The organism is Pseudophaeobacter sp., from assembly GCF_039971195.1.
Lineage (GTDB): Bacteria > Pseudomonadota > Alphaproteobacteria > Rhodobacterales > Rhodobacteraceae > Pseudophaeobacter.
In genome coordinates this window covers 1-6686 of the sequence record NZ_JBDWPJ010000240.1, presented here as the reverse complement: position 1 = coordinate 6686, position 6686 = coordinate 1, and the positions used below count along the sequence as shown (strand labels likewise).

At 62.6% G+C, this 6686-nt stretch carries 4 protein-coding genes; 1 reads left to right on the top strand and 3 read right to left on the bottom strand.

Annotated features, from left to right (window positions below; all coding sequences use genetic code 11):
• The 3 genes from ABJP42_RS20715 to ABJP42_RS20705 all read right to left on the bottom strand — a co-directional run.
• A partial coding sequence (locus ABJP42_RS20715) for a translocation/assembly module TamB domain-containing protein (RefSeq protein ID WP_490363244.1) occupies positions 1 to 2219 on the bottom strand: 2219 nt, incomplete at its 3' end.
• Positions 2219 to 4042, bottom strand: a complete 1824-nt coding sequence (locus ABJP42_RS20710; RefSeq protein WP_348343874.1) for an autotransporter assembly complex protein TamA — start codon at positions 4040 to 4042, stop codon at positions 2219 to 2221. The genes ABJP42_RS20715 and ABJP42_RS20710, both read right to left, overlap by 1 nt.
• Positions 4043 to 4295: 253 nt before the next feature.
• Positions 4296 to 5525 (bottom strand): urate hydroxylase PuuD, encoded by a 1230-nt coding sequence (locus ABJP42_RS20705; RefSeq protein ID WP_348343872.1) that lies wholly within the window; start codon positions 5523 to 5525, stop codon positions 4296 to 4298.
• Between the two features lie 156 nt (positions 5526 to 5681).
• On the opposite strand from ABJP42_RS20705, the gene ABJP42_RS20700 reads away from it, so the two are divergent.
• Positions 5682 to 6626 (top strand): LysR family transcriptional regulator, encoded by a 945-nt coding sequence (locus ABJP42_RS20700; protein WP_348343870.1) that lies wholly within the window; start codon positions 5682 to 5684, stop codon positions 6624 to 6626.
• The last annotated feature ends 60 nt before the right edge of the window (positions 6627 to 6686 follow it).

Sequence of the window (6686 nt, the reverse complement as noted above, 5' to 3'; positions counted from 1 at the left end):
AACTGACCCTTGGCGTTGATATCCGCCAATCCGCTGGTCTCGTCAAATGTGCCGGCCAGATGCGCCTCTGCCCCGGCAGGGGCCTTGGCATCGGCGCTCACCTGCCAGTGGGCATTGCGGCGTTGCGCCTGCCCCAGAGCGGTGACTTTGCCGGGCAGTTCAGGCAGAAACCGCTGCAGCTCGGCCAGGGTTGCCTCAAAGGTCAGATCTGCGTCGCCATCCAGCTGCACATCACCTGACAGATCGGCAAAGGAGCTGTTTGGCCCGTTGGGCCGCAGGTTGCCGGAGAAGCTGTCCTTGTCGCGGGCCACATCCCCAGTCAGCTGCAACCCGCCTGCAAGGCCGGGGCTGTCCGGCAGCAAGACACCAAGATCCTTGAGCTGTGCCTGCAGGGTCAGCGCCCCAGCCTGGCTGTTCAGATTGCCGCTGGCCTCGGCAGAGATCTGGCCGCTGATCAGCTGGAAGCGCTCCACCTCCAGACCACTTTGGCTGCGCCCGCCGGTGAAGCTCAGTGACAGGTTGCCTTCGGTCAGGCGATCCAGCTCGGCGATCCCGGCCGACAGCCCCTGACCCTGAAGCGCCAGATCGGCGTAAAAAGCCCCAGACAAAGGCGTGACAGATCCCTTTATCTGGGCCTGTATCGCCCCAGACAGGGGCTGCCCGGCCAGATCCGAGAACCGTGCCATATTGGCAGCACCCAGACGCAGATCGCCGCTGGCTTTTAACCCGGCTTGCAGCCCTTCGAGCACCAGATCGCCACTGGCCTGGTAGTCGTCGCCCTGCACCAGCAGATTGGTGAGCTGCAGCGCGCCGGGCCCTTCAGAGGTGAGGCCGGTGGTGAGCGAAATCTCACTTCCGGTGGCCGCAGCAAGCGCCGGGTCGCGCAGATGAAACCCCTTCAGGTCGGCCTGGATTTTGCCGTCCAGTTGCAATGGCAGCCCGGTCTCTTGGTTCAGCAGGCCTTTGGCGGTGATCGACCCAGCAGCAATCAGCGCCTGCGGATGGCTCAGCTGGCGCAGCTCGGCACTGACCGCCCAGGGGCCGTCGCTGACCTTCTGGGCCAGAACCTCGGCCCGACCCAGGGTGGTATTGGCACCGGCAAGGGGCAGGGTGACGGCAGCAACCCCATCGGGCGGGGTGATGCCGGCCCTGATATTGGCGGTGTCCAGCTGTCCCCCATTGGTCATGGCCAGCGCCCCAGAAAGGCGCAGGGCACGGGTGCGCAGGGCAAAACTGTCCAGCGTCAGACCTAGCCCCGCAGCAGTGCTCCCCCGCAGGGTCATCTGCAGGTCAGGACCAAAGAAGGGACGGTAATCCGGCTGCAACAGCACGTCAATATCGCCGCCAAGATCGGCGGAGAAGGCAATTGCCTGGGTTGACGGGACAGCCCCTTCGCTCGGTTCTGCCTCTGTGGCGGTTGGCTGCGCGAGGGCCTTGAGCACAACCGCGCCAGCCAGACGCTCTTCGCCGTTGGAGGCCAGGGCAATCCGGGCTTCAAAATCTTCCACCGGGCCGCTTCCGGCGACATTCAATTGCAGGCTGGGGGCGCCGGGCAGGGAAAGGGCGCTGGAGAGCAGCCCCCCTGCGGCCTCGTCCAGCTCGAGGCTCAGATCGATCTGGCGGCTGGCATTTGCATAGCCCGCAGCCAGCAGCAACCGGTCGCCGGGCTTGTCCAGCCGGTTTACCTTGAGCTGGGTCGCAAGACTGCCCTCGGCCAGCTTCAAATCACCGGCCAGATTGAGTGTCGCGGCAAAGCCAAACAGCGGCTCAGCAAGGGAGATCCGGTCGATTTTGATTTCCCCAAGTTCGATCGAGACCGGCAGTTCGGGCAATTCAAAGGGCGTCGCCTCGGGGGCGGGCAGGCTGGGGTCCTGGGGCAGCGCCTTGGGCGCGCGCAGGACTTTGATCTCGGCGGCCTTCAGGTGGTTGACTGAAAAAGCACCAGTCAAAAGCGCCAGCCGGTTCCAATCCAGCTGAGCCCCGGTCAGCTCCAGCCAGATACCATCGGCATCCGCCACGGTGATCTGGTCAATGCTCGCCTGTGAGGAGAAGGCCCCGGTGAGCCTCGTCACCTCGATGAATTGGTTGTCGCCCGACAGGGTCTCTTCGAGGAAGCTTTCCAGATAGCTCGGCTCAGTCGCGTCTTCCTGCGCCATGGCAGATGTTGCCAGGGTGGTGCTCAGCAACAGCGTTGCGGGGAGGGGAGAGCGGGACCGCATCAGAAGGCCTGCCCGATGCCAATGTAGAATTGCAAGCCATCATCCGTACCACCATCTACCGGATAGGCAAAATCCACCCGCAAAGGCCCGATCCCGGCGACGTCATAACGCAGCCCCAGCCCGGCCCCGGAATGGCTTTCAGAACTGCTGGAGACAAAGGCGTCGCTGTCAACAAAGCCGATGTCATAAAAGCCAACCAAAGAGAGTTTATCGGTGACGCGACCGCGCAGCTCGCCGCTCAGCGCCAGATATCCGCGTCCTCCCGCCGAATTGTTGCCGACCGGGATGCCAAGGGACTGATACTCATGTCCCCGCACCGATCCAGCGCCGCCAGAGAAAAACAACAGGGTGGGGGAGGTGTTGCTCAGCGAGGGGCCGATAACAGACCCCAGTTGGGCACGTGCCGCTAGTACCAGGCGGTCACCGCTGCCCAGCCCATGGTAAATCCGACCGTCGAGCTTGATCTGCAACCCGTCATCAGTGCCATCGAGGCCCAGGAAGGGCAACAGACGTGCATTGAGGAAATAGCCCTTGGTGGCATCGGCCCGACTGTTGCGCCGATCATATTCGGCCCGCAAAAACCCAGCGATGTATTTGAACCGGCGTTTGCCAAAAGCATCCTGGGCCAGAATTGAATTGCCCCAGATCCCGGCTTCGCCAAACAGCCGGTCGGAATAGACCCGCCGCACCCCGATGCCGGCGATCCCCTGGGTGGCGGTGTAGTGTTCTTCGTCCAGACGCTCGGCTTCGAGCAGGTAGAACATATTGTCATCCGGACCCAATGTGGCAGGACGGTCGAGCCGCAGGGCAATGCGGCCGTCAATATCAGAGCTGCCGCCAAGGCCGCTGAGCCGGGCTTCGAAACGCAGTTTTTCCGCTCCACCAAACAGGTTGCGGTGCATCCAGGTGGCGGTTATTTCCAACCCGTCCGAAGAGCCATATTCCGCACCAAAAGTCAGACGCCGCGGCGGCATGTCTTCCACTGTGGCAACATAATCCAGAGTGCCATCCGGATTGGCCTGTTCGGCGGCGCGCAGGGTGACCGAGGAAAAGGCCCCGGTGCGGCGCAGGCGCGAAGCGGACTTTGCCAGCAGGTCAGGGTGGTAGATCTCGCCGCTGGGCAGGCCAGCAATTTTGAGGATGGCATCGGCCCGTACCGCGCTGGGAGTGACCAACCGCAACTCGCCAAAGCGCAGCTGCGCGCCTGGTGCCATGGTCAGGCGGGCATCCAATGTGTTGCTGCGATGATCGGCAGTGATGGTCTGCTGGCCCATCCGCACCTTTGGATGACCGGCCCGACGCCAGGCCAAAAGCCCGGCCGCGCCTGCATCCCGCAGGGTGCCCGTCGTGGCGGGCTGTCCGGCTGCGTAGCCCTCGGGCAGGGTGACATCGCTTGCCCTGGGCCAGGGCGTGACCTCGGCGCGCGAAAAGCGAAAGCTGGGACCGGGCACCACAGCGATCTGAACCCGCTTGATCTGGCGTGGCGCGTTCAGCGGCTGAATGCGGGCAGCCTCGCGCCCATCCAGCAGAATGTTGACCTCTGGGGCAAAATGCCCGGCGTCATACAGAACCTGCACCAGGGTTCGGTAATCCGACAGGGCGGCGGCCAGCAATTCCTGGGCATCAATCTGCGGCCCCGCCGCCAAAACGCTGGAAGCGGCTTGCAGGCGCTCGGTCAGTTCTTCAGAGGCCCCCGGTGCGCTCAGTTGGGCCTCGGCGCTGTTGCCGGGGTCAGGCAGGAATAATGCCGTCAAGCACAGCGCGAGGGCTGCCGAGCGCAGGACCCGTCGGGGGGCGGTGCGCAGGGGCAAATTGAACAACATGGGCACTCCGGGCAGCGTGCAAAAATCGGGCGCAGAACAGAAATCGCAAAACAGCTATCCCGGTGATGTGACAGGAGGCAGAGCCACCACGCGGGATCATCCCGGGACCCTAGCACAGAGGGGCAGGAGGTAAAGTGGCCTCGCCTGCTGGCGGTGAAGAATTCTGCAGGGCTGGCAGGAAGTTGCGCAGCGCCTGACACAGGTCATGACACAGGGCTTACAACGGGGGTTACATTGAGGACCCCATCAGAGCCTACATCTGGGCGTTTTTGAACCAGCGCCGGATGGCGGCGCGATCTTCGGGCTCCATATAGGTCACATTGGCCGGCGGCATGGCATCGGTCACGCCGGCATGCAAAAACACCGCTTCGGCCTGACGCGCCAGATCGCCTTCAGTTTCCAGCAGCACGGCCTTGGGCGCGGTGCGAATACCGTCCCAGAAGGGTTCACGGGCGTGGCACATGCTGCAACGGCCCAGGACGATCTCATGCACCTCTTCAAAGCCCTCCGCCTCGGCCATCACCAGGGCAGTGCCGCTGAGTGCGGCGCTGTCTTCTGGCTCGCCGTCATGTTCCAACCCAAAGGTGGAGAGGATGATCACACCGAGAAACAAGAGCGTGGTGGCCAGCCAAGTCCAGGTGGGATTGCCGGTGCCGGCATGTTTGGTGTTGAAATAATGCCGGATGGTGACCCCCATCAAAAACACCAGCGCCGCGATCAGCCAGTTGTACTGCGAGGCAAAGGCCAGCGGGTAGTGGTTTGACAGCATCAGGAAGATCACCGGCAGGGTGAGGTAGTTGTTATGGGTCGAGCGCAGCTTGGCAATCTTGCCGTATTTTGCATCGGGCGTGCGCCCGGCCTGCAGATCCGCCACCACGATGCGCTGGTTGGGCATGATGATGAAGAACACATTGGCGGTCATGATAGTGGCGGTGAAGGCGCCCAGATGCAGCATCATGGCGCGTCCGGTGAAGACCTGATTGAGGCCGTAGCCCATGGCCACCAGCAGTGCAAACAGCAGCACCATCAGCAGGGTCGGGCGCGCGGCCAAGCCGGATTTGCAAAGGCGATCATAGATCAACCAGCCAATCGACAAAGAGGCGGCAGAGATGGCAACACCCTGCCAGAGGGTCAGCTCGGCCTTGGTCTGGTCAATCAGATAGAGCTCGCCGCCGACCCAATATACCACCATCAACAGGGCAAAGCCCGACAGCCAGGTAGTATAGCTCTCCCATTTGAACCAGATCAAATGTTCGGGCATTTCAGCCGGGGCCACCAGGTATTTGCGGATATGGTAAAAGCCGCCGCCATGGACCTGCCATTCTTCGCCATGGGCCCCCACCGGCAGATCCGGGGATTTGCGCAGGCCGAGGTCCAGCGCGATGAAGTAAAAGGACGAGCCGATCCAGGCCATGGCAGTGATCACATGCAGCCAGCGAATGGCAAAGCCCAGCCAATCCCACATCATCAGAATTTCATACATGCCGTGTCCTTGTCTCGTCTGTGGTTCTGCGTGGTGATTTGATCAGGGTTTCCCGCATGGCCACCCTAGGCAAGCGGTTCTTTATTCGGTATTCCAGTAAACTTCCAAGCTGTATCAAAAAAACAAGAAGAATGCCGTGAGGCGAACGGGGGCCTGATGTCTTATCTCGACAATATTCGAACCTTTGTGCGGGTCTATGAGCTGGGTTCGATGTCGGCGGCGGGGCGGGATCTGCGGGTCTCTCCGGCGGTGACCTCGGCGCGGATTTCGCAGCTGGAGGACTATCTCGGGGTGCGGCTGTTTCAGCGGACCACCCGCAATCTGACCGCCACCGAACAGGGGCAGGCGTTTTATTCCGGTGCGGTGTCGGTGCTGGAGGCGGTGGATCAGGCCGAAGCCCAGGTGATGCATCTGACCGATACGCCACGCGGTACCCTGTTCGTGGCCGCACCCCTGGGGGCGGGGCGGCGGCTGGTGGCGCCGGAAGTGCCTGAATTTTTGGCGCAATATCCGGAAATCAATATCCGCTTGCGGCTGTCGGATCGGACGGTTGATCTGACCACCGAGGGGCTGGACCTCGCGTTCTTCCTCGGCCAGCCAGCGGACAGCAACCTGCGTATCCGCAAAGTGGCCGAGTGCCAGAGGGTGCTTTGTGCGGCGCCGGACTATGTGGCGCGTCATGGCACTCCAAAGGGCGGCGAGGACCTCGTGGGTGGGGCGCATAATTGCCTGAACCTGCGCTATCCCGGCGCCAGCGAGTTTCAGTGGATGTTACAAAGCGCTGATGGCCCGAAACGCTTTGCTGTTTCCGGGCGTTACGAGTGCGACGATGGCGATGTGCTCACGGACTGGGCGCTGGCCGGGGAGGGCATTGCCCTGAAGCCTGTGTTTGAAGTGGCGGAACATCTGACATCCGGCGCGCTTGTTGCGGTGGCGCAGGAGTCCCCGCCAGTGCCGGTACAGATGGCCTGTCTCTATACCCATCGGCGTCATCAGGACCCCAAGACGCGGCTGTTCATGGATTTTATGACCCAACGCATGGGCGCCTCGGTGCGCGCGGCTGAGGCGCTGGTGGCGGAGACGGGATCGGTTGAGAGTTGAAGGCAGGGGCTCCCGCCCCCGGATCCGTGCCCTGGCGGGCCCGTCCCGGCGTTGGGCCCA